The sequence below is a fragment of the Micromonospora sp. CA-248212 genome (assembly GCF_050948405.1).
In the GTDB taxonomy this organism is placed as follows: domain Bacteria; phylum Actinomycetota; class Actinomycetes; order Mycobacteriales; family Micromonosporaceae; genus Micromonospora.
Genome location: NZ_CP192023.1, coordinates 529,956 through 551,243, shown reverse-complemented (window position 1 = coordinate 551,243; position 21,288 = coordinate 529,956). Strand labels below are relative to the sequence as shown.

22 protein-coding genes are annotated in these 21,288 nt (G+C 71.4%); 12 read left to right on the top strand and 10 right to left on the bottom strand.

The genetic code is table 11. The annotated features are described in order from the left end of the window. Positions 1–167: 167 nt before the first annotated feature. Positions 168–836 carry a hypothetical protein gene (locus ACQP03_RS02610; RefSeq protein ID WP_363661477.1) on the bottom strand — a complete coding sequence of 223 codons (669 nt, stop codon included), beginning with the start codon at positions 834–836 and terminating at the stop codon, positions 168–170. A gap of 136 nt (positions 837–972) precedes the next feature. Beyond that, entirely contained in the window at positions 973–1,182 is a 210-nt protein-coding gene (locus tag ACQP03_RS02605; protein WP_363661478.1) for a winged helix-turn-helix domain-containing protein, read from the bottom strand. A gap of 474 nt (positions 1,183–1,656) precedes the next feature. On the opposite strand from ACQP03_RS02605, the gene ACQP03_RS02600 reads away from it, so the two are divergent. After that, positions 1,657–1,917: a hypothetical protein gene (locus ACQP03_RS02600; RefSeq protein ID WP_357123842.1), complete on the top strand. Its 261-nt coding sequence runs from the start codon at positions 1,657–1,659 to the stop codon at positions 1,915–1,917. A gap of 103 nt (positions 1,918–2,020) precedes the next feature. Here ACQP03_RS02600 and ACQP03_RS02595 read toward each other — a convergent pair whose 3' ends face one another. Next, complete coding sequence (locus ACQP03_RS02595) at positions 2,021–2,965, bottom strand: zinc metalloprotease (protein WP_433460125.1); 945 nt, start codon at positions 2,963–2,965, stop codon at positions 2,021–2,023. 199 nt (positions 2,966–3,164) lie between these two features. Here ACQP03_RS02595 and ACQP03_RS02590 point away from each other — a divergent pair, with 199 nt between their 5' ends. After that, a complete protein-coding gene (locus ACQP03_RS02590; RefSeq protein ID WP_433460122.1) occupies positions 3,165–3,893 on the top strand; it encodes a tetratricopeptide repeat protein in 729 nt (242 codons plus the stop codon). 5 nt (positions 3,894–3,898) lie between these two features. On the opposite strand, the gene ACQP03_RS02585 is transcribed toward ACQP03_RS02590, so the two are convergent. Then, positions 3,899–4,651, bottom strand: coding sequence for a TIGR03089 family protein (locus tag ACQP03_RS02585; RefSeq protein WP_433460119.1), 753 nt, complete (start codon positions 4,649–4,651; stop codon positions 3,899–3,901). 146 nt (positions 4,652–4,797) lie between these two features. On the opposite strand from ACQP03_RS02585, the gene ACQP03_RS02580 reads away from it, so the two are divergent. Then, a complete protein-coding gene (locus ACQP03_RS02580; RefSeq protein WP_433460116.1) occupies positions 4,798–5,862 on the top strand; it encodes a hypothetical protein in 1,065 nt (354 codons plus the stop codon). Here ACQP03_RS02580 and ACQP03_RS02575 read toward each other — a convergent pair. The 3 genes from ACQP03_RS02575 to ACQP03_RS02565 form a co-directional block, all read right to left on the bottom strand. Further along, a complete protein-coding gene (locus ACQP03_RS02575) occupies positions 5,846–6,730 on the bottom strand; it encodes a hypothetical protein (RefSeq protein WP_433460113.1) in 885 nt (294 codons plus the stop codon). The genes ACQP03_RS02580 and ACQP03_RS02575 overlap by 17 nt on opposite strands. 5 nt (positions 6,731–6,735) lie before the next feature. Next, the gene (locus ACQP03_RS02570) at positions 6,736–7,254 is read right to left on the bottom strand and encodes a SigE family RNA polymerase sigma factor (RefSeq protein ID WP_357123825.1); all 519 of its coding nucleotides are present in this window, start codon (positions 7,252–7,254) and stop codon (positions 6,736–6,738) included. Positions 7,255–7,321: 67 nt separating this feature from the next. Continuing rightward, positions 7,322–7,690 carry a MerR family transcriptional regulator gene (locus ACQP03_RS02565; RefSeq protein ID WP_357123822.1) on the bottom strand — a complete coding sequence of 123 codons (369 nt, stop codon included), beginning with the start codon at positions 7,688–7,690 and terminating at the stop codon, positions 7,322–7,324. A gap of 58 nt (positions 7,691–7,748) precedes the next feature. Between ACQP03_RS02565 and ACQP03_RS02560 the strand changes: the two genes are divergently transcribed. The 3 genes from ACQP03_RS02560 (at position 7,749) to ACQP03_RS02550 (ending at position 12,115) form a co-directional block, all read left to right on the top strand. Next, positions 7,749–8,657 (top strand): NAD(P)-dependent oxidoreductase, encoded by a 909-nt coding sequence (locus ACQP03_RS02560; protein ID WP_433460109.1) that lies wholly within the window; start codon positions 7,749–7,751, stop codon positions 8,655–8,657. A gap of 138 nt (positions 8,658–8,795) precedes the next feature. After that, the gene (locus ACQP03_RS02555; protein ID WP_433460106.1) at positions 8,796–11,102 is read left to right on the top strand and encodes an esterase-like activity of phytase family protein; all 2,307 of its coding nucleotides are present in this window, start codon (positions 8,796–8,798) and stop codon (positions 11,100–11,102) included. A 245-nt stretch (positions 11,103–11,347) separates the two neighbouring features. Then, on the top strand, positions 11,348–12,115 hold the full coding sequence (locus ACQP03_RS02550; RefSeq protein ID WP_433460104.1) for an alpha/beta hydrolase: 768 nt from the start codon (positions 11,348–11,350) through the stop codon (positions 12,113–12,115). 47 nt (positions 12,116–12,162) lie between these two features. Here ACQP03_RS02550 and ligD (ACQP03_RS02545) read toward each other — a convergent pair whose 3' ends face one another. Beyond that, on the bottom strand, positions 12,163–13,074 hold the full coding sequence (gene ligD, locus ACQP03_RS02545) for a non-homologous end-joining DNA ligase (RefSeq protein WP_433460101.1): 912 nt from the start codon (positions 13,072–13,074) through the stop codon (positions 12,163–12,165). Further along, complete coding sequence (ligD, locus tag ACQP03_RS02540; RefSeq protein WP_357171998.1) at positions 13,064–14,005, bottom strand: non-homologous end-joining DNA ligase; 942 nt, start codon at positions 14,003–14,005, stop codon at positions 13,064–13,066. Before ligD (ACQP03_RS02540) ends, ligD (ACQP03_RS02545) begins: the two co-directional genes overlap by 11 nt. An 85-nt stretch (positions 14,006–14,090) precedes the next feature. On the opposite strand from ligD (ACQP03_RS02540), the gene ACQP03_RS02535 reads away from it, so the two are divergent. The 6 genes from ACQP03_RS02535 (at position 14,091) to ACQP03_RS02510 (ending at position 19,422) form a co-directional block, all read left to right on the top strand. After that, complete coding sequence (locus ACQP03_RS02535) at positions 14,091–15,113, top strand: Ku protein (RefSeq protein ID WP_363661487.1); 1,023 nt, start codon at positions 14,091–14,093, stop codon at positions 15,111–15,113. Between the two features lie 71 nt (positions 15,114–15,184). Next, positions 15,185–15,823, top strand: a complete 639-nt coding sequence (locus ACQP03_RS02530; RefSeq protein ID WP_357123801.1) for a DUF4241 domain-containing protein — start codon at positions 15,185–15,187, stop codon at positions 15,821–15,823. A gap of 101 nt (positions 15,824–15,924) precedes the next feature. After that, complete coding sequence (locus tag ACQP03_RS02525; RefSeq protein ID WP_357393116.1) at positions 15,925–16,638, top strand: FKBP-type peptidyl-prolyl cis-trans isomerase; 714 nt, start codon at positions 15,925–15,927, stop codon at positions 16,636–16,638. Positions 16,639–16,827: 189 nt separating this feature from the next. Beyond that, a complete protein-coding gene (locus ACQP03_RS02520) occupies positions 16,828–17,652 on the top strand; it encodes an SCO6745 family protein (protein ID WP_357393114.1) in 825 nt (274 codons plus the stop codon). A 32-nt stretch (positions 17,653–17,684) separates the two neighbouring features. Further along, complete coding sequence (locus tag ACQP03_RS02515) at positions 17,685–18,338, top strand: HAD family hydrolase (RefSeq protein ID WP_357123798.1); 654 nt, start codon at positions 17,685–17,687, stop codon at positions 18,336–18,338. A gap of 73 nt (positions 18,339–18,411) precedes the next feature. Then, on the top strand, positions 18,412–19,422 hold the full coding sequence (locus ACQP03_RS02510) for an NADPH:quinone reductase (protein ID WP_357123794.1): 1,011 nt from the start codon (positions 18,412–18,414) through the stop codon (positions 19,420–19,422). A gap of 186 nt (positions 19,423–19,608) precedes the next feature. On the opposite strand, the gene ACQP03_RS02505 is transcribed toward ACQP03_RS02510, so the two are convergent. Next, positions 19,609–21,243 carry a long-chain fatty acid--CoA ligase gene (locus ACQP03_RS02505; protein WP_433461125.1) on the bottom strand — a complete coding sequence of 545 codons (1,635 nt, stop codon included), beginning with the start codon at positions 21,241–21,243 and terminating at the stop codon, positions 19,609–19,611. Positions 21,244–21,288: the final 45 nt, after the last annotated feature.

Below are 21,288 nucleotides of genomic sequence, written 5' to 3'. Positions count from 1 at the left end.
TGGCGAACTCACCAGGCGAGCTTGATGAGAAACGGGCGCAGCGGGGGTGAACAGTTAGTTGATCAACTGTGCGGTGCGTACGTTGACCAGTGCGTCCGGGAGGTTGGCCGATCAAGACAGCGGGATCGCCTTGACTGAAAGAGCGACTGGCCGCCGCATGGTGGTCCTCACAGCGTCGAGGAATGCTTCTGCGACAACAGTTGGCCGGGGAAGACGAGCCGACAGGACGGCGGCAATTCGCTTCTCTCGGAAGGCTGGGCCGAAGCTGCGTCCCAGACTTCACCAACCGCCCGGACCAGGTCTACAACGTCAGGTACCGCTCGGGCGCCGCGAGACCTGCTGCCTCCCCAGGCCACCTCACGCCACCCACCTTCGGGAGTCCGCCGCTCGGAGTTTACTAGTGGGCACAGTCGCTCCTGTAGCGCGTGCTCAAGCGCCAGCCCGACAACGTCAGGGCCGAGATTCTCGGCGAGGGGCCGAGCCTGAGGAAGCTCGGGCCAGGCCACGACCAGAACCTTGTGCCAGATCTCGGGCGGGAAAGTGTTGGGAAGGTGATGGCTTTCTCCCACCGCCAAGTCACGCAACCGCGGTTCTGCCTTGGTGGTCTGGCCGATATACAGCAGTCCCCAGCGCAACCAGACTCCATAGACCACCGGGCCCACGAGTGCCGGCTGGTCGTCAGTAGAACCCACCAACGCTTCGCCAAGACGGTGGGCGAAGCTGTACCTACCGCGCCGCCATGACCTCGCTGTCGCCTGCTCAGAGGTGAGCCGGTGCATGGCCTCCATCCACGCGTAGAAGGCATCATCGCTATAGCTACTGTCGTCGTCGGACAACGATGCCTCATCTCCTTGATCAGGCCAGCCATTCCGGTCACTCGTAGCCTGTGCGCTGCCCAGAGGCAGCTTTAAGGCTTAAGGCGTTGTGCCAGCCCCCGGACCGTGCCCGAACTAGGAAGCCGGCCAGCGCGCGTCAGCGCCGGGTGGTCTCCGCGACGAAGACGCCGCGACCCGGACGGCCGACCAGTACGCCCTGCTCCCGCAACGTCGCGACCGCCCGCTGGATCGTCGAGTGCGAAACATCGTAGGAGTCGGCGAGCGCGCGACCCGAAGGCAACTGGCTCCCAGGCGGATACGTACCGTCCTTGATCTTGCCTCGCAGGTCGTCTAGCAGCTCGTCCATGGTGGGCGGGATAGGCACGATGCGGCCCCTTGCAGTCGGTTGGCCCACCCAGTATTGATCCACCCCCTCGACGTAGGCAATGCATGTACTGAAAGAGGTGATGGTGGTGACATAGCTGGAGGTGATGATGGTTCGGCAAAAGAGGATGGAGCAGTACTTGACGTAGGTGATGCTGCATCGGTAGCGTCACTGTCGGTGATGCGGTGCTGCTGCGGTCGGTTGGCGCCTCTCGTACCGGTCTCGCATCGCCGCCGAGACCCCACCCTCCGCGCTCCCCCGGCGCGGCCCTGCTGCCGTACCGCCGATCGAGGCTGCGGTCGCAGGGTGGGGCGGTCTCCGCCGCCCGCAACCGGCGGAGGCCGCCCCCTCCACTTCGACGCGACCCGACGAAGGGCGGTCCCCCGTGCGCGACCTGATCCGCCGGCTGCTGAACCGACGCGAAGAAAGACCACCGACGGCAGCAAGCCAAGACCGATGACCGAGCGCTGGGTGATCCACCTGCCGGTGACCGCGCCCGACCTGTTCCGGGCCCGGATTTTCGCCCGTACCGCCGCCCGCGTGCTGGCCCGGCTCAGCGCCCACGTCGAGCCGGGCGGGGTGACCGTGTCGGCCGAGGACCAGCAGTGCGTACGCCACTGGGTCTTCTGCGACCAGCGACTACCCGCCGGCGGCCGTTGCACCCTGCCGCCCGACCACACCGCGCCCTGCTCCCGGCGAGTCCTCTCCCGGAGATGACCAAGAGGTTTGCGTCACCGATCAGCTTTCCGGTGACGCAAACCTCTTGATCAACACGCTCAAGTTGATCAACACGCGCAAGCTGCCCGGCAGCCCCGACAGGTCAGCCGGCGCGGAAGGCTAGCCAGGCGTCGCTCATTCGGTCGGCCTGGCCGGGGGTGAACATGTCCATGCAGGAGTCCTGCGTGTAGTCCATGAAGTTGTGGATCGGGTCCAGGCCGGGCGCGGTGCAGGAGTCCGCGCCGACCGGGCAGTCGAACTGCGGGGCTGCCTCGCGGGGGGTGTCCGCGACGAAGTCGCCGGACGCCGAGCAGCCGTGCGCGAAGGTGTGCTCCAGCATCAGCCAGTGCCCGACCTCGTGGGTCAGCGTGTCACCGAGGGCGTACTTGCCGGCCGTGCCGCCCGGCATCGACTCGTCGAGCATCACCACGCCGTCGATGTAGTCGCGGCCGTTGTTGTAGCCCTTCGGGAAGTACGCCCAGCCGAGGAGCCCGCCGCCGATGTTGGCCGCGTACACGTTGAGGGTCTCCGAGTCGCCGGTGTAGAGCGCCTTCTTCATGTCGCGCTCGTTCTTGCCCGGCTCGACCGTGTACCAGGCGCTGTTCACCGTCCACGTCGTGTCGACGAGCGAGAACCGGAACGGCGTGTCCGAGGCGTCCGCCGACGTGCGCCCGGCGTACGAGTCGTTGAGGACCGTCATCTGCGCCGCGATGAGGGTCTTCCAGCGGGCCGTCTCGGCGGCGGTGAACGGGTGGTCGGAGACCATGTGGAAGACCGTCGGCACGGTCACGCTGCCGTTGGGCAGGCGCGGCGCGTCCTTGATCAAGCCGTAGGCGTTGGCCTCGTTCTTCGAGTACAGCGCCGGCTCCTGGGCCGTCGCGCCGGAGGTGACCCGGGCGGCGCTCGGCTCGCTGGCGCAGGCGGTGACACCCGGGGACGCGGTCACGGGGGCGGCGGTGGCCAGCGCCCCGGACGCGCCGCCGGACGCCAGGAACGTGGCGGCGGTGGCGGTGAGGACCGCCAGTCGGAAGGGGGATCTGCTCTGCATCGGTGCACCTTTCGGTGAGGGAGCGGTGCGGGTTCGACGATGCCGTCGCATCGGTATGAGAACACGTCCACGACATCGACAAAAGACCCTCTGAACAGGGAATATGCCGATGTAACGGAACCCGTCCAGGCAGCGCTGATTGGGTCGCTCCGCGCGACTGCGGGCATGCCCGCGCCACCCGTCGCCGACCGTCCACACAGTGCGGGCCTCGACCACTAGGCTGCTGATCCGGCACGCAGTGGCGATGCCAGGACGGGGGCGGCGAATGAACGCCGAAGATCGCATCGAACGGGCCCAAAAGCTCTACGAACAGGCCGTGTACGGCGGCGATGCCCGCGTACTGGCCGACGCCGAACGCGACCTGGACGCGGTGGAGGCCGACGCCGCGTTGGCCCGTGGGCGGATCCTGCATGCGCGGTATCTCGACGAACGCGCCCGGGGCGACACGCCCCCCGTCGAGGACCCGGCGGAACTGCCGTTGTTCGAGCGTGCGAACGAGCTGTACCAGGCCCTCGCCGACACCCGCGGCCAGGCCGAGGCGCTGTTCTGGATCGGCTGCCTGCACCAGATCATCCGGCGCGACAACGAGACCGCCGTCCCGCACCTGGAAAGGTCCCGCCAACTGGCGGCGCAGGTCGGCGACCGGTCGACCGAGGCCGAGGCCCTGCGACACCTGGGCATCGCGGCGCACATGGCCGGCCGGCTGGATGAAGCGCGCGAGCGGCTGGAGGAGTCGTCACGGCTGCGCCGAGATATCGGAGCGCTGTCCGGTGTGGCCGCCAACATGGTCGGGCTGGCCTACGTCGCCGCCGCCCAGGACCGCCACGCGGACGCGCTCGCGACCCTCGACGAGGCGGACGCCATCGCGCAGGCGCACGGCGCCCATGCCGTCGTGCGGCAGATCGAAGAAGCGAGAACGCAGATCTAGGCAGGTCAGAGGATCCGGGTGACCTGCTCGGCGGCGACGACCGCGTCCCGTCGGGCCGGGTCGAGGTTGGCGCTGATGACCACCGACGCGCCGGCCGAGAGCGGCGCGAGCAGCCACTTCAGTGGCTGCTCGTGCTCGGCCGCATCCACCAGCAGCCGGTCACCGGCGCGCAGGTCGAGCATTCCGGCGACCTCCCGGGCGAGCGCACCCCACTGTCCGTAGGTCGTGCCGTCCGCGCTCGCCGGGTCCGACGGGCGGATCGCGGTGTGGTCGGGCGTGACGTCCGGGTGGCGAAGCACCTCGGCGGACCAGTCCAACCAGCCCAGCGGCACGTCGGCGAGCCGGCCCGGCCCGGTGCCGACCAGGTAGCGGTGCGGCGCGTCCGGCACGTCCTCCAACCAGTCGTCCTGGCGTTCCGGCGTCACGAAGACCGCGTCGAACGGCCGGTCGCCGCCGGGCTCCAGCACCGGCAGGCCCGCCGTGGCACGCGGCCGGAACGACACCGCCAGGCCGCACGCCCACGCCCCCAACAACACCGCGGCGGTACGCCAGTGCGGCGGCAGTAACACCGCTACGCGGCTGCCGGGGCCGAGCCCGCAGCCGTCCCGCAGCAGGCTCGCGCTGCGCGCGGACCAGGCGCCGACCTGCTGGGCGGTGAGGTCGACGCGCTCGCCGGTCGCCTCGTCCCGGTAGCTGAGCAGCGGGCTCTCGATGGCGGTGGGCGGGACCGTCAGGTCGGCCGTGGCGTGTGGCTGCATCCGCGTGCTCCCGGTGGTGACGACGTCCGCACCACCCTACGCAACGACTTTGGTCACCGTGGCCATCGGCCGATGGCCGTAGCGGCTAGCCGGCTGGCTCGCGCACGGTGACCGGCGACCCCCGACCGAGCCGCCGAGGAGCATCCGTGCCGACCGAACCCGACCGTGCCGACCGTCCGCCGCTGCGCCGCCGGCTCGTGCCGGTGGTGGCGTTGCTGCTGCTCGCGCCCTGGGCGGCCGAGTGCTCGTGGGGTGGCTTCGCCATCGACGACTTCCTCCCGGTGATCATCGCCCTGGGCCCGATGTACGGCGGAGCGGCGATCCTGATCCGGGAGGCCGCCCGACGCCTAGGCGCGGGATGGCCGGCGATCGTGCTGCTCGCCGCCGCGTTCGGCGTCCTGCAGGCCGGTCTGGTGGACCAGTCGCTGTTCAACCCCGGCTACCTCGACGACACCCAGTACGCCGACACCCGCTCCGCCGCCGAGGCGTCGCTGGTGCCGGGGCTCGGGTTCAGCCTCCGGCAGGCGTACGACTACGTCGGTAACCACATCCTGCTGACCATCTGCGCGCCGATCGTGTTCGTCGAGTCGTTCCTCGGCGCGAAGCGGCGGCGTCGGCCGTGGCTCGGGCGACCCGGGCTCGCCGTGGTCGGAGTGCTCTATCTGCTCGGCAGCCTGCTGGTCTTCACCTCGCCCGAGGGCCGCAAGAACTTCCTGGCCAGCCCGCTGCAACTGGGCTTCGCCACGGCGGTCGTCCTCGCCCTGGTCGCGGCGGCCCTGCTGCCCCGCTGGCGGCAAGCCCGTCCGCGTCGCGCCCGGCGGGTGCCGCACCCGCTCTGGGTCGGCCTACTGGTCGTCGTCGCCCACCTCTTCACCGACCCGACGCCCGGCTGGCCGGGGGTGCTCGTCGCGCTAACGGTCGCGGCAGCGGTCGGCGCGCTGGTCGTGTACTGGTCGGGGGGCGTGCGCTGGGGGCAGCGGCACGTGCTCGCCGCCGCCTCAGCGAACGTGGTCAGCGCCGCCGCGTTCGCGTACCTGGTGCCGCCGTACTCCCCGGCGAGCCCGGCAGCGGCCCTGGCCGGCGACGTCGCGGTGAGTGTCGTGACCCTGGCCCTGGTCGTGGGCGCGTGGTGGCGACTGCGCCCTGCCCCGTCCGGCCCGGCGTCCACCAGTGTGGACGCCGGGCCACCCGCTGCTACCTGGAGACCATGACGACGTCGGTCGGGCGTTCGACCTTCACCTCGACGCCGTAGTCGAACAGCGCGAGGGTCGAGGTGACCGTCCCCCGGTCCAGCCGGCCCTTCGCCGTCGACTCCCAGGTGACGGTGAGCGCCACCGTCGCGATCCGGCCGTCGCCGTCCAGCGTGACGTCACCGGCCGTGCTGCTCGACCAGTCCCGGGCCGCCGTCGTGTACGTGAAGTGCAGGGTGCCGTCCGGGTTCTCGGTGACCGTCGCGTTCGCGCTGCTCAACGCGGCGAACAGGGCGGCCGGGTCGGGTTGGGCAGCACCCAACACGGCGTTCCCGTCGCCCTGCAAGGAGAGGCGGTCGTACCTACCGGGGTACTGCCCATAGCGGCCGTACGTCTCGCCCGGTCCCTTGTCGGGCGGCAGCTCGCCCTGCGGCCGTTCCGCGCCCTCGTACCGGGTGCCGTCAATCAGCAGTTCGGTCTGGATCGAGTCGTCGTGCGGCACGCGCACGTACCCCGTGGCGGTCCTCGGGTCGAACGCGCCCTCGTAGGTCAGCCCGCCCGGCCCCGAGTTGTCCAGGCGCATCCGGTAGCTGATGTTCTCGCTGGCGGTGGCCGCCGAGACCAGGCGCAGCGCCGGCGAGACCTGCTCCGGACGCGCGGCCCGGGCGGTGACGCCGGGACGCTCGGGTGGGGCGTTCGTCGTCACCGTGACGGCGGTGCCGACACCCAACGCCAGCAGCGCGCAGGTCGTACCCGCCAGGGCGGTGGCCCGACGGCGGCGACCCCGCCGACCGCGCTCGAGCAGCGCCGACACGTCCGGGGCGGAATCCGGTTCGCCGTCCACGAGGTCGTGTAGGCCGCGTACCAGACGGTCGTCGATGTCGTTCATGACTGTCACCTGCTCACCGAGTCGAAGGATCTGTTCAGGAGGTGTCGCAACGCGCCCAACGCCCGGGCGTTCTGGCTCTTGACGGTGCCCAGCGAGCAACCCAGGATCTGAGCGACCTCGCGCTCGCTCAGGTCCTCGTAGTGGCGCAGCACCACGACCGCGCGTTGCTTCGCCGGCAGCGCCAGCAGCGCCCGGCGCAGGACGTCGGCGTCGGGGTCGCTGCCGCCACCCGGGGCGGCCCGGTCGGGAACGTCCGCGACGAGGCTCTCGCGGCGGCGGCGCCGCCAGATCGAGGTGTGGTTGTTGACCAGCGCCCGGCGAAGGTAGGCGTGCGGGTCGTCGAGTCGGGACAGCCGCCGCCACCGCTCGTAGACCCGGACCAGGCTGTCCTGGAGCAACTCCTCGGCCCGCCAGCGGTCGCCGCAGAGCAGCATGGCCAGCCGGATATGTCGCTCCCACGCCACCTCGACGAACGCGACGTAGGACCGGTCCGTCGCGGACAGAGGATTCTGTTGGTCGGTCACGCCCCTACCACGCAGCGGGCCCGCAGAAGGTTGTCGCGGCGGCCACCCTTCGCAGGCCGGACGGTGCTCAGAACTGGTCGCGGGCCCGGGCGCCGGCCTGGATGAGCCGGTCCAGAACCGCGCGAGCACCGGCGAGCTGGTCGATGGACGTGGTGATCCGATCGCGCTCCACCGCGAGAGCGTCGAGGAGCTCGGGGCAGGTGGGAGCCAGCACGGTGGCGTCATCCGGGATGCAGGGAAGGATCTCGGCGATCGCCGCGGTGTTCAAGCCGGCGGACAACAACAGTTGGATGTGCCGCACCGCCCGCAGCGCCTGGGAGTCGTAGTGGCGGTAACCGCTCGCGAGACGGGCCGGCTGCAGGAGGCCCTGCTCCTCGTAGTAGCGCAGGGCGCGGGGGGTGGTGCCCGCCTCCCGCGCCAGTTCGCTGATCCGCACCCCGACAGCAGATCAGGGCTTGACCTTCACGTCAACGTCAAGGTTTAGCGTCGTCGCCGTGACCCACCCCAACCTGGACAATCAATCCGGCACCGTCGCCGTGCTGGGGCTCGGCCCGATGGGCCGGGCGCTGGCCGCCGCGTCGCTCGCCGCCGGCCACCCCACCGTGCTCTGGAACCGCTCACCCGCCAAGGCGACCGCGCTGGTGGCCCGGGGGGCGATCCTCGCTCCGACGGTGGCCGACGCCGTAGACCGGGCATCCGTCGTCATCGCCTGCGTCATCAACTACGAGGCGGTCCGCGCCGTGCTGTCGGGGCTCGAACGCCCGCCGAGCGGAACATTCGTCAACCTCAGCAGCGGACACGCCGCCGAGGCACGGGAGATGGCGGGCTGGGCAGCGCAGCGGAATGTCAACTACCTCGACGGCGCCATCCTGACGCCCGCGCCCACCATCGGGACACCGGCCGCGACGATTCTCTACAGCGGTCCGCGAACCCTTTTCGACGAGAGCCTTCCCCGGTTGGAGAGCTTCGGTGGATCCAGCGCCTACCTCGGCGCGGACGTCGGCACGGCGGCGGCGTACGAGATGGCGCTGCTCGACCTGTTCGCCATGTCCGTCGGCGGGCTCGCGCACGCCTTCGCCCTGGCCAGCACCGAAGGTATCGCCCCGACCGCGTTCGCTCGCTTCGCCAGAGGAATCGGTGGCCTGTTGCCCGACATGGCCGACCGGTTCGCCGACCAACTCACGTCCGGGGCCTTCGCCGCCGACATCTCCACCATCGCGTCGGCCGGCTCGGCGATCGGCCACGTCCGGGACGCCGCGGCCGCACGCGGTGTCGACCCCACGCCGCTACAGGCCGTGCAATCGATCATCGAGCGGGCCATCGCGGCGGGCCACGGAGGCGACAGCTACGCCCGGCTGGCCCAGTCGCTCGTACCAGCCGACGCGGTGGAGGCGGCACGATGATCACGGTCAGCGGCGATTAAACGCCGTCGCAGCGGCTGACGTCGCTTCAGCGCTTCGCCCGCTGTTCACGTCGCGGCAAGCTGACGCTCCCCGGCGAGTGCCAGCCTCCGAGCGGGTACGAACCGACGGAGGAAGTCCTTGACACTCAGAAGAACACTCACCGCGCTGACCGCGGCCGGTGTGGCTGCCGCCAGCCTGACCGGGACCACCCCCGCCACGGCCGGCGTACACCACCACCCGGGACCGGCACTCGCCTTTGACCGGGTCGCCACGTACCCGGTCTTCCAGAACCGCCCGGCCGGCGAGGACCCCGCGACCGCGACGGTCGCCGAGATCTCGACGGTCAGCGAGGACGGCCGCACCCTGATCTACACCGATGCGCTGGCCCGGCGCATCGGCTTCCTGGACATCTCCCGGTCGGACCGGCCACAGGGCCTCGGCACGCTCTCGCTGGCGCAGCTCGGCGACGCCGAGGACGAGCCCACCTCGGTGACCGTGGTCGGCCGGTACGTGCTGGTGGTGGTGAACACCAGCAGCAGCTACACCGAGCCGTCCGGCCGACTCGACGTGATCGAGCTGGCAACTCGCCAGCGGGTGACGAGCTTCGACCTCGGCGGTCAGCCCGACTCGATCGCGGTCAGCAAGGACAAGCGGTACGCCGCGATCGCCATCGAGAACGAGCGCGACGAGGAGGCCACCCCGCCGGGCGGCGAGGAGGGCGACCTTCCCCAGGCGCCCGCCGGCTTCGTGCAGGTCGTCGACCTGACCGGGAAGTCCCCGGCCGGGTGGCGGCTGCGACCGGTCGCGCTCACCGGCGCCGACGGCAGCGCGCTGCCCGCGCTTGTCCACGCCGGGCTGGCCGCGCCGACCGACCCGGAGCCGGAGTACGTCTCGATCAACGGCCGGAACGAGCTGGCCGTGACGCTTCAGGAGAACAACGGCGTCGCCCTGATCGACCTGCCCACCGGCCGGATCACCAAGGTGTTCAGCGCGGGCACCGCCACGATCAGCGGGGTCGACACCACGAAGGACGGTGTCATCGACCTGACCGGCAGCATCACCGACGTCCCGCGCGAGCCGGACGCGGTGGCCTGGGTCGACGACCGTTACCTGGCCACGGCCAACGAGGGTGACTGGCACGGCGGCACGCGTGGCTGGTCGGTCTTCGACAGCCGGACCGGGCGGGTCGCCTGGGACGCCGGCAACACCTTCGAGCGGCTCGCCGTCACGTACGGGCTGCACAACGAGGACCGGGCCGGCAAGAAGGGCACCGAGCCGGAGGGCGTGGCAGTCGCCGAGTACGACGGCGTCCGGTACGCCTTCGTCGGCTCGGAGCGCAGCAACTTCGTCGCCGTGTACGAACTGGGCGACCCCACCCGGCCGGTGTTCCGGCAGATCCTGCCGACCACCAACGGACCGGAGGGCCTGCTGCCCATCCCGTCGCGCGGCCTGCTCGCCGTCTCCAGCGAGACGGACGACGCGTCGGTCAACGTCCGGGCATCGGTGTCTCTCTTCCGGATCGGCAGGGGCACCACGGCCTTCCCAAGCATCGTCTCCGCGTCGGAGGAGTCAGGCGCTCCGATCGGGTGGGGCGCACTCGGCGCGTTGAGCGCGGTGCCGGGTAAGCGGGACCAGCTCTACAGCGTCACCGACGCGGCGTACAGCCAGACCCGGATCCTCACCATCGACGCGAAGCGCACGCCCGCCGTGATCACCGGCGCGCTGCCGGTGCGGGACGCGGCCGGCACGCCGGTCGGATACGACGCGGAGGGCATCTTCGCCCGCCCGCAGGGCGGCTTCTGGCTCGCCGTCGAGGGTGCCAAGGGCACGGAGAACAGGCTGGTCCGGCTCGACGCTGCCGGGGTGACCCGGCAGAGCGTCGCGCTGCCCGCCGAGGTCGCTGCCGGCCTGGGCAAGCAGGGCCTGGAGGGCGTCACGGCGACGACCGACCGGCAGGGCCGGGAGATCGTCTGGGTGGCCGTGCAGCGGGAGCTGAGCACCGACCCGGCCGGCATCGTGCGTCTCGGCCGGTACGACGTCACGGCGGGCACCTGGAGCTGGTTCGGCTACCAGTTGGAGAGCACCACCGTGCCGGGCGACTGGATGGGGCTCTCCGAGATCACCGTGGTCGGCGACCGGTTGGCGGTCATCGAGCGGGACAAGCTCAACGGCCCCGCCGCCACGGTGAAGCGGATCTACACCGTGCCGCTGCCGGTCGCGGCGGCGACCGGCCCGTTGACCGTGCTCCCGAAGAAACTCGCCGTCGACGTGCTGCCCGCGCTCCGGGCCACCAACGGTTGGACCCAGGAGAAACTGGAGGGTCTGACCGTGTCCGGCAACGGCGAGGTGTACGCGATCACCGACAACGACGGGGTCAAGGACGCCACCGGCGAGACGGTGCTCCTGCGCCTCGGCGCGAGCCGGAAGGTCTTCGGCCAAAAGTGACCGCCGACCGCCCGGCGCCCCTCGATCAGGCGGGCGCCGGGCGGCGCGGTGTTGTCACGAGCACGCGGCGAACGGCCGGTCGAAGCCCTCGTTATCGTTGACCACATCCTGACGGCCATGTTCATCCGCACTCTCTTCGGGATGGGCCCGTGGCAGAAGCGAGATGCTCCATGATCCGCCCCGACGTGTCGAAACTCCGCGCAGATGCGCGGCGGCGAGCCGCAAACCGTCCCCCAGGTCCCGCGTTGACCAAGGTCGAAGATCTCCGTGGACCGAACGGGATCGTTCTGCGCCACTACCGGCCCTCCGAGCGGGCGCGGCCGCTGGTTGTCTTTGCCCACGGTGGCGGCTTCGTCCTGGGTGACCTGGACACCCATGACCGAACCTGTCGCCGCATCGCGGACGCGTGCGACGTCGAGGTGTTGGCCGTCGACTACCGGCGTGGGCCGGAGCATCCCTACCCTGCGGCCATCGAGGACGTGGTGTCGGTGCTCCGTTGGGCGCGCCCGGCAGCGGTTGCCGGGGACAGTGCCGGCGGCTACCTGGCGACCATGGCCTGCCTGCGGCTGCGCGACGCGGGCAATCCCCTGCCCGCCCTTCAGGTCCTGATCTGCCCGAACACCGACCTGACGCTCTCACAGGCCAGCATCGTGGAAATGGGCAACGGTCACGCGCTTGATGCCGACTTCCTCGCCTGGGCCATTACGCAGTGGACGCCCGACCCTGTCGATCGCGCGCCCGCCAGCCCCTTGCTGGCAGCAGACCTGCACGGCATGCCCGATGCGCTCATCGTGACCGCCGAGCACGACGCGCTGCGAGATGAAGGCGATGCCTACGCCCACCGGTTGGCGCAGGCCGGGGCACGGGTGGTGCACTGGCAGGAGGCCAGCCTGGAGCACGGCTTCATCCAGAACACGGACCCGGCATCGGCAGAGGCGGCCGCCCAGGACCGGTTGTTCGACGAACTCGCCGCGCTGATCCGCGGACAGCCCGACCCGCCGCACGGAAACTGAACTGCCGATGTTGACCTGCCACGAGCGGACGTCCTGAAGGGCTGGTCTCAGTCGGGCAGTTCCGGGCCGCTGTCGAGCAGCGCGGCCAGCAGGTCGCCGTACTCCTCGACCCGGTCCAGGACCTCGGCGGCGGTGAACTGGCGGACGGCCGGTTTCCGGCCGCGCCCGCCGGCCTCGACCTCGTCCCAGGTCAGCGGCGTCGATACCGACGGCACCGACTGCGCCCGCAGGGAGTACGGCGCGACGGTGGTCTTCGCCGCGTTGTTCTGGCTCCAGTCGATGAAGACCTTGCCCGGACGAAGGTTCTTCGCCATCTTCGACACGATCAGCTTCGGGTGCGCCTTCTCCAACTCCTGCGCGATTCGACGCGCGTAGGCGGAGACGTCGTCGGCCGACTGGGTGCCGGCGATCGGGCAGCAGAGCTGCATGCCCTTCTTGCCGGACGTCTTCGGGTACGAGTCGATGCCGTCGTCGGCGAGCCGGTCGCGCATCAGCACCGCCACCGGGCAGCACTCGGCGAGCCCGGCCGGCGGTCCCGGGTCCAGGTCGACCACCATCATGTCCGGGTGCTCGCCGACCTTCCACTGCGGCGTGTGCAGTTCCAGCGCGGCGAGGTTGGCCAGCCAGACCAGGGTGGGCAGGTCGTCGGCGACGACGTAGTCGATGGTCTCCCGACCCTTCGTCGACCCGGGCGCGGGCAGCGTCTCGACGCGTACCCAGTCGGGGGTCGCGGCCGGTTTGTTCTTCTCGAAGAAGGACTTGTCGTCCACCCCGTTCGGAAAGCGGATGCGGGTGACCGGCCGGTCGGCCAGGTGCGGCAGCAGCACCGGCGAGATCCGGGTGTAGTAGTCGATCACCTCGCCCTTGGTGAAGCCGACCGCCGGATAGAGGACCTTGTCCAGGTTGGACAGCTCCAACGCGCGGCCCTCGACGTCCACCCGCAGCTTCTCAGCCGGCATCGTCGACCTCCTCCGGCGGCTTGTCCGGGCGCAACCGCAGCACCCGGGGGAAGCGCAGCCGGCCGTCGGGGGTGCGCTGGCCGTACTTCACCTCCACCACCACCCGGGGTGCTACCCAGATGGCCCCCCGGGCATCCTCGCGCGGCACGCCCGCCGCGAACGGTGACGCGCCGGTACGCAGCGGCTCCAGCTCGGCGAGCAGCTGCCGTTCGATGGCCGCGCCGATCCCGCCGCCGACCCGACCACGGTAGGTCAGCCGGCCGTCCGGGCCGGGCACCCCGACCAGCAGCCCGCCGATGCGACGCGCGCCCGGCCGCCAGCCCCCGACGACGAAGTCGCCGGTCACCTCCAGTTTGACCTTCACCCAGTCCGGCGAGCGAACCCCGGGGCGGTAGACGGCGCCGACCCGCTTGGCCATCACGCCCTCCAGACCGTGCTCCCCGGCGGCCTCGTAGGTGGCCGGGCCGTCGGCGAACACCGGCGGCACCGCCCACCGCGCGCCGCCGAGCGCGAGCGCGTCCAGGGCCTCCCGGCGACGCTCGTACGACCAGCCGGTCAGATCGTCGCCGTTCAGGCGCAGCAGATCGAAGATCATGTACGTCACCGGCATCACCGCCGCCAGCCGGGCAGCCTTGGCGTGGTCCCGGACGTGCATCCGCTCGGCCAACGCGGTGAACGACGGCTGCCCACCCTCGCCCAGCAGCACCACCTCGCCGTCGAGCAGCGCGTCGTCGACCTGCGAGGACAGGGTGGCCAGTTCGGGGTACGCGGCGGTGATCTCCACGCCGGAGCGGGCATACAGGTGTTGGGCACCGCCGGAGATGTTGGCGAGCGCCCGGACCCCGTCCCACTTGAACTCGTACGCCCAGCCGTCACCCGCCGGGAGCGGCCCGGTCATCGCGAGCATCGGCTTGAGCGGCGCGCCGGGCACGACCCGACTGTAGTAGCAGGCCGAACACCTCGCGTGGAGTTCCTGCGGATGCGAGCATGGTCGATATCGGGGAAGGGAGCGCAGGATGCGTGCCATCTGGAAGGGAGCCGTGTCGTTCGGGCTCGTCTCGATCGGGGTGAAGCTCTACTCGGCGACCGAGGAGAAGGACATTCGGTTCCACCAGGTGCACCGCGAGGACGGCGGTCGCATCCGCTACAAGCGCACCTGCTCGGTCTGCGGCGAGGAGGTCACCTACGACGACATCGCCAAGGGCTACGACATCGGCGGCGGCGAGATGGTGATCCTCACCGACGAGGACTTCGCCGACCTGCCGCTGACCAGCTCCCGGGCGATCGACGTGCTGGAGTTCGTCCCCGCCGAGCAGGTCGACCCGATCCTCTACAACAAGGCCTACTACCTGGAGCCGGAGGGCACGGCCACCAAGCCGTACGTGCTGCTGCGGGACGCGCTTCTCGACTCGGAGCGGGTGGCCATCGTCAAGGTCGCGCTGCGCCAGCGGGAGCAGTTGGCGACCCTGCGGGTCCGCGAAGGTGTGCTGCTGCTCAACACGATGCTCTGGCCGGACGAGATCCGTACCCCCGAGTTCGGATTCCTCGACGAGGACCTCAAGGTGCGTCCGCCGGAGCTGGCGATGGCCAGCTCCCTGATCGACTCGATGACCGGGGAGTTCGAGCCGGACGTCTTCACCGACGACTACCGGGCCGCGTTGCAGGAGGTCATCGACGCCAAGGTGGAGGGTCGGGAGGTCGTCCAGCCGGAGGAGGTCGAGGAGGCCCCAGCCGCGGCGGTGGACCTGATGGCCGCGCTGAAGGCCTCGGTGGACCGGGCCCGGGCGGCGCGCGGCGAGCAGCCCGCGCGGGGTGGCGGCGGCGAGCCGACGCCCATCTCGTCGGCCCGGTCGGCGCAGAAGGCGGCCGAGAAGAAGGCCGCCAAGGCGCCCGCGAAGAAGACCGCGACGAAGAAGACCGCCGAGAAGAAGGCGGCCGAGCCGGCGAAGAAGACCGCCACCAAGAAGACCGCAGCGAAGAAGGCCGAGCCCGCGAAGAAGACCGCCGCGCGCAAGACCGCACCCCGCAAGAGCGCCTGAGGTACGCGGCACCGACGGTGTCCGCCGGACCGGGTACGCTCCGCCGGCCGTCGGCCACCGGAGGAGCCCCCATGCCGCACACCCCTGACCTGGACCGGTTGTTGACGCCCGGGGCGCGTTTCACCGACGAACACGGCGCGTACCTCGTCGAGGCCCATCCGCTGGGCGACGTCGTACTGCCGACCGGCCGGGTCGTCGGGTGCGATCCGCTGGTCGTACCGGAGGCCGAGCCGTACACGGTGACCGTCGCGCCGGGGCGGTATCCCGGCCGCGCCTGGGTGGCCGTGGTTTTGCGGGAGGACGCCGAGGTGGACCGGCGGGTGGCCGCGCTGGAACTGGTGATCCGCGCCGAGCCGACGACCCGCTGGGAGCAGGCCGTGGTGGGCGACCAGGACGTCGCCGCGCTCGGCGCCGACGACTACTTCGGGTACGGCGTGGACGCCGGTGCCGGCACGCTCGCCGACCCGACCGCGCTCGCCGCCCTGGAGAGCTGGGACGAGGAGCGGATCGAGGACGTCTTCATCCCCGCCGGGCTGCCCTCGTCGCCGGTTCCGGGGCTGATCACGGCCGTGCTGGACGAGGCCACCGGCGCGAACATCGTCACGGTCGCCACGGGCTGGGGCGACGGCTGCTACGGCACCTGGATCGGGCGGACCGCCGACGGGAGGGTCACCTCGTTCGTGACCGACTTCATGGTGGTCCCGGAGTAACGTCCCGCAGACGGCGTTTCTGGGCAATCCGAGTCGTCCGGGGCGGGCACAGCGGGCCGCCGGGCGGGTACCGTGTGCGTCGGCTTTCCCCCCGGCACCGGGTGCCGGCCACACCTTCGCAGCAGGGAGTCGACGACGTGAGCGAGCGCACGCAGGAGAACCGGTCGGAGGGCCAGAGCCCGGCGACGAAGGCGGGGCGGCGGCTGGCCGCCCAGTTGGCGGCGCAGAAGGCGGCCGAGGCGAAGCGCCGCCGCCAGGCCTGGGCCGGCGGGATCGTCGGTGTCGCCGTGATGGCGCTGCTCATCGGCGGTTTCGTCTGGATCGACAAGAACCGGGACGACAAGCCCAGCAACGCCTCCGGCGCCAACCCGTCCGCCTCCGCCGCGGCACCGGACGCCCCCACCGCGCCGCCCGCGCCGCAGCTTCCCGAGGGCGCGGACCCGGCGTTGGGCAGCAAGCCGACGGTGAAGGCGGGCACGGGCGAGCTGAAGAAGCTCACGGTCACCCCGATGATCAAGGGCACCGGCCCGGCGGTCAAGAAGGGGCAGAACATCACCACCAACTACGTGGGCGTCTTCTACAAGGACGGCAAGGAGTTCGACTCGTCCTGGAACGCCGGCCAGCCGGCCACCTTCCCGATCGGCGTGGGCCAGGTCATCCCCGGCTGGGACCAGGGTCTGGTCGGTGTGACCGTGGGCAGCCGGGTGCAGCTCGACATCCCGGGCGAGCTGGCGTACGGCAACGACGAGGCCAAAGCAGGCGGTCGGCCGACCGGTCCGCTGCGCTTCGTGGTGGACGTGCTCGCCGCCCAGTGACCCGTCCGGATCGCCCCGGTTGTCACCCCGGCGCGATGGCTTTGTTCACATGGGGCTTCCTGCCCGTCACCCTCCGGCAGTAGGTTCGGCGTCACCCCGGGCGGCCGCAGTCCGGGGTGACGACGCGGACGCGGGACGGTGGAGGTACCTGTGACGGCGCTGGAGGATCTCGGGCGTACCACCCGGGTGATGTGGACGTACTTCGAGCCGGTGCATGCGGTCACCTACTTCCACCCTCGGGCCCGCGCCGCGTACGAGGCGGTCGGGCTGCGCGGCTACTGGCGGGGCTACTTCGCCGGCCGGGCCGCGCCGCTGGGCGCCGCCGAGGCCCCTCCGGTCGTCGCCGCCTTCTTCAGCTTCGCACCGCCGATGGTGAGCCGGGCCCTGCCCGCGGTGTGGCGGCTGGCCACCCCGCCGGAGGCGCTGCGCGCCCGGCTGACCGGCGCGGTGCAGGCCCTCGCGGAGCTGACCTACGAGCTGCCCGAGGGGCACCTGGCCGAGGCCGCCGACCTGCTGGAGCGGGCCGCCTCGGCGGCGCAGACCGCCGGTCGGGTGCTCGGGGCGGCCAACGCGGCGCTGCCGGTCGGGGAGTACCCCCTGGCCCGACTCTGGCAGGCCGCCACCACGCTGCGGGAGCTGCGCGGCGACGGACACATCGCCGCCCTGGTGGCTGCCGGCCTGGACCCGGTGGAGGTACTGGCCTGGCGTGTCGCGGTGGACATGTCGGCCCAGAGCCTGCTCGGCCGGGGCTGGTCCGAGGAGCAGTGGCGGGCCGCCCGCGAGCGGCTGACGCGGCGCGGCTGGCTGGCCGGGGACGGCACCCCCACCGAAGCCGGCCATGCCGAATTCCAGGCGATCGAGGACGCCACCGACCGGTCCGCCGGGCATCCGTGGCAGACGCTCGGCCCAGGCGACACCGACCGCCTTCGGGAGCTGCTGGAACCCTTGGCCCGGTCCTGCCACACGGTGATCCCGCCCGACAGCCCGATCGGGCTGCCCGCGCTGGCCGGCTGACCGTGGGTCCCGCCGTCGGGCAGGATGGGTCCGTGGTGGATGCGGTGGTCTTCGACCTGGACGGCGTGATCGTGGATTCCGAACCGGTGTGGGAGGAGGTCCGGCGGGCGTACGTGGCGGCACACGGTGGCGCCTGGCAGCCCGACACCCAGCGTCGGCTGATGGGCATGAGCACCGGCGAATGGGCCCACTACCTGAGCGGTGAGCTGGGGGTGCGGCGCACCGCCGCGCAGGTGGCCGACGAGGTGGTGCGGGAGATGGCGCAGCGCTACCGGGAGCACGTGCCGTTGATCGACGGCGCGGTCGACGTGGTACGCCGGTTGGCCGCGCGGTGGCCGCTCGGGTTGGCCAGCTCGTCGCCGACCCGGCTGATCGCCGCGGCACTGGAGGCCACCGGCCTGACCGACGCGTTCGGCGCGACCCTGTCCACCGAGGAGACCGAGCGGGGCAAACCGGCGCCGGACGTGTACCTGAGCGTCGCGCAGCGCCTGGGCGTCGACCCGGCCCGCTGCGCGGCCGTGGAGGACTCGTCCAACGGCGTACGGTCGGCCGCGGCGGCGGGGATGCGGGTGGTGGCGGTGCCCCACGCGTCGTACCCCCTCGATCCGGACGCCGCCGCGCTCGCGGCCGTGACGCTCGGGTCGGTCGGTGAGTTGACCCCGCAGCTGATCGACGGTTTGGCATGACGGGGTCGGTGCGGGGTACCGCAGCAGACGGCACGCCGGCGGCGTGCCACGCCGGCCAGCGAGGGGATCACTGATGAAGGCCATCGTTTACGAGCGCACCGGCGACCCGTCGGTGCTGGAACTGGTGGACCGGCCGGTGCCCGAGCCGGGGCCGGGCGAGGTGCTGGTCCGGATGGCGGTCTCGGGGGTGAACCCGACGGACTGGAAGTCGCGCCGGGCGTTCGCGCCGGACGGGTGGCAGATTCCGGGGCAGGACGGCGCGGGTGTCGTCGAGGCGGTCGGCGAAGGAGTCGGCGGCGAGCTGATCGGCGAGCGGGTCTGGATCTGGGAGGCGGCCTGGCAGCGGCCGTGGGGCACCAGCGCGGAGTACACGCTGGTGCCGGTGCGGCAGGCGGTGCCGCTGGGCGACGCCTCGTTCGAGCTGGGGGCGAGCCTGGGCATTCCGTTCCTCACCGCGCACCGCTGTCTGACGGCCGGCGAGTTCATGCCGGACGCGCTGCGCGCCGGCGCGCTGGCCGACCACATCGTGCTGGTGCAGGGCGGGGCGGGCGCGGTGGGCAACGCGGCGATCCAGCTCGCGCGCTGGGCCGACGCCACGGTGATCGCCACGGTGAGCAGTGCCGAGAAGGCGCAGCTCGCGGCGTCGGCCGGCGCGTCGTACGTGATCAACTATCGCGAGCAGGACGTGGTCGAGGAGGTCGGCAAGATCGCCCCCGACGGGGTCCACACGATCGTGGAGGTCGCGCCCGCCCAGAACGCGGCGATGGACGCGCAACTGATCCGCAACGGCGGGGCGGTCTGCGTGTACGCCGACAACGGCGGCACCGAGATGACGCTCCCGATCCGCCCGCTGTACGTGGTGAACGCCCGGTGGCAGTTCGTGCTGGTCTACACGGAGCCGAAGGCGGCCAAGGCGCAGGGTGTCGTCGACGTGGCGGCGGCCGCCAACCAGGGCGGTATCCGGGTGGGCGCGGATGCCGGTCTGCCGCTGCACCGCTATCCGCTCGCCGACACGGCCGCGGCACACCAGGCGGTGGAGGACTCGGCGGTCGGCAAGGTGCTGATCACCACCAGCGACGCCTGAACGGGTCGTCGGGGACCGGATTTCCCCGTCATCGGGACAGAGGCGAACAATTTTCGCAACAATGACGGTGCGGGGTCACCCGCGTGGAGCGGGCGGCCCCGGCGCGGTGCGAACGCCGGGGCCGCCCTCTGGGGAGGAATGTCAGGAGTACTCCTCTGCCCATAGGCGACGGTGCCCGGTCAAACGTTACGGTGCTGTCAGCTCCCGGACAGTCAGGTCACCTTCGGCGTACCGCGAACGGACGACTTTCTTGTCGAACTTGCCCACGCTGGTCTTCGGCACCGTGTCGATGAACGCCCACCGCTCGGGCAGCTGCCAGCGGGCCACCGAGCCGGCCAGGAAGTCCCGCAGCTCCTCGGCGGTCACCGAGGCGCCCGCACGGACCACCACGGTCGCCAGCGGCCGCTCGTCCCACCGCTCGTCCGGGACACCCACCACGCACGCCTCCAGCACGGCAGGATGGGCCATCAGCGCGTTCTCCAGCTCGACCGACGAGATCCACTCGCCGCCGGACTTGATCACGTCCTTCGCGCGGTCGGTCAGCGTGATGTACCCGTCCGGGGAGAGCGTGCCGACGTCGCCGGTCCGTAGCCAACCGTCGCGGAACTTCTCCGGATCAGGGGCGTCGTCACCGACGTACCGTGCGGTCACCCACGGCCCACGGACCTCCAGCTCGCCCACGGCCGTGCCGTCGGCGGGCAGCGGCTCGCCCGACGGGCCGACGATCCGCGCCTGCACGCCCGCGGGCACTCGGCCCTGCGTGTAGCGGTAGCGCCACGCCTCGTCCCCGGCCACCCCGGCGGGCGGCCGCGAGACCGACCCCAGCGGTGACATCTCGGTCATCCCCCAGGCGTGGATGACGTCGATCCCGTGCCGCTCGTCGAACGCGTGCATCAGCGCCGGTGGGCAGGCCGAACCGCCGACGATCACCTCGGTGAGCGACGAGCTGTCCACGTCGTGGTCGTCCAGGTAGGCCAGCAGGTCGGTCCAGATGGTGGGCACCGCGCCGGCCAGGGTGGGCCGCTCGGCGGCGATCATCTCGGCGATCGGCGCGGCCTGGAGGAACCGGTCCGGCATGATCAGTGACGCGCCGGAGAGGAACGCCGCGTACGGCAGACCCCACGACATGGCGTGGAACATCGGGACGATGGCCAGCTCCCGGTCGGTCGGTCCGAGACCGAAGCCTTCCGGCATGCAGACCTGCAACGAGTGCAGGTAGATGGACCGGTGCGAGTAGGCGACGCCCTTCGGGTTGCCGGTGGTGCCGGACGTGTAGCAGAGCGCCGCGGCGTCGCGCTCGTCCACCTCGGGCCAGTCGTACACGTCCGGACGGTCGGCGAGCAGCGCGTCCCAGTGGTGCACGGTGATCCGGTCGCCGGCCGCCGCCACCAGCGGGGCCGGGTCGCCACCGCCGACCACCACGACGTGCCGCACCGTGGTCAGCTCGCCGATCACCCGGGCCAGCAGCGGAATGAGCGTGCTGTCGACCAGCACCACCCGGTCCTGCGCGTGGTTGGCGATGTAGACGACCTGGTCGGGAAAGAGCCGGATGTTGAGCGTGTGCAGCACCGCGCCCATGCTGGGCACCGCGAAGTAGGCCACCAGGTGCTCGTTGTTGTTCCACATGAAGGTGGCGACCCGCTCGTCGCCGGTCACCCCGCACTCGTCGCGCAGCGCGTGGGCCAGCCTGGCCGCCGCGCGGCCCACCTCGGCGTACGTCATCCGACGGGGTTCGGCGCCCGTCCAGGTGACCACCTCGGCCGTGCCGTGCACCCCCGCGCCGTGATCGAGGATGCGGGAGACCTGCAGGGGAGCGTCCATCATCGTGCTACGCATGGGTAACAAGCTAGTGTCGGCGGTCACACG